Below are 1,225 nucleotides of genomic sequence, written 5' to 3' on the forward strand. Positions count from 1 at the left end.
CGAAAATTACAAGAACAAGTTAGCCACTTGTCCAAAAAATAAATACGAAATATATCAGTGCCAGAAAAGTGCATTTCTAAACTCCACAGAAACTAGTGAATAGTTCCCGTGGAGTTTTGTAGTTCAACAACTTTCTAGGCATATCATTGAGCTTTGATTCAATAGAGGATACTAAATCTGGAGCAATAGAATCGAGTGACAGCCCTTTGGGCAAGTCACGACGAATCATTCTATTATGTGCTTCATTGGTTCCTCTTTCTGAGGAAGTATATGGATGTGCAAAATAAACATCTGAAACTCCAGACATAACAGAATCGAGATTAGCAAATTCAGGACCATTATCTGCGGTTATCGAGTTGATAATGTGACCGTAATTATGTTTGATCTCTTCCATAGCGTAATCAACAGAGTCGGCATCTCTACCGTCAATAAGTCGCATTATCTCGAATCTGGATTTACGCTCAATAAGTGTTAAGACTACGCTCTCGTGACCATTTCTCTTACCAACGATAGTATCAATTTCAAAGTCACCAAAATCTTCTCGCAAGTCAGCGCTCTCAGGACGTTCCTCGATACTTCTACCCAATAGACGCTTATGTTTCTTCGAAACGTGTAGCTTGGTAGATCTATTCATTTTGTCGGTTAAGTCTATATTACGTATCTCTAAACGTTGTTCATCGATGTACTTATAAAGAGTGGTAGTTGATACCATTTCATCTTTAAAGAATAACCCATCGACACGTGATCTACCTGCGATTATATCTGGAGACCACCCCTGTTTGAACTGTTCTACAAAGTAGCTTAGGAATTGTTTAACTCGATTAAACTTAGAAGGTCGATGACACTGCTTACGCAGCGTGTCATAACGTAATTGAGCGGTATCAGGGTAATAATCATTAGAGAAATATTGTTTCCCATTAACCTTTTTAACCTGTCTTACGGTCCCTCTGCGGATCTCATTATTAATAGTTTGAGGGCAAACGCCAACGGCGTGAGCAATCTTACGATTTGAGAATCCCAAAAGGTGAAGCGAAGCTATTTCACCACGTTCAATTTCAGTTAAATGGTGTCCCTTAGGTCGTATTATGGTATCATTTTCTTGCATCAAGACGAAAAACCTCTTTCATTGTTTGTGTAGGAACTCCAATGATACCTGATTTTTTCGTCTTGGTGTTTTTATTTTGAGCTTTTATTGAAAGTGGCTAACTTGATTATAAAATTCGCC

General features: G+C 38.4%; 1 protein-coding gene. It reads right to left on the reverse strand.

All coding sequences use genetic code 11. The features are described 5' to 3' along the window. Positions 1 to 76 precede the first annotated feature (76 nt). Complete coding sequence (locus IV57_RS12805; protein ID WP_057881909.1) at positions 77 to 1,105, reverse strand: IS30 family transposase; 1,029 nt, start codon at positions 1,103 to 1,105, stop codon at positions 77 to 79. Between the last annotated feature and the right edge of the window lie 120 nt (positions 1,106 to 1,225).

Origin of the sequence: Companilactobacillus kimchiensis, from assembly GCF_001438805.1 — a bacterium.
Lineage (GTDB): Bacteria > Bacillota > Bacilli > Lactobacillales > Lactobacillaceae > Companilactobacillus > Companilactobacillus kimchiensis.

Excerpts from the sequence above, each read along its gene's own strand:
- IV57_RS12805 (WP_057881909.1), bottom strand. The coding sequence starts at position 1,105 with ATGCAAGAAAATGATACCATAATACGACCTAAGGGACACCATTTAACT.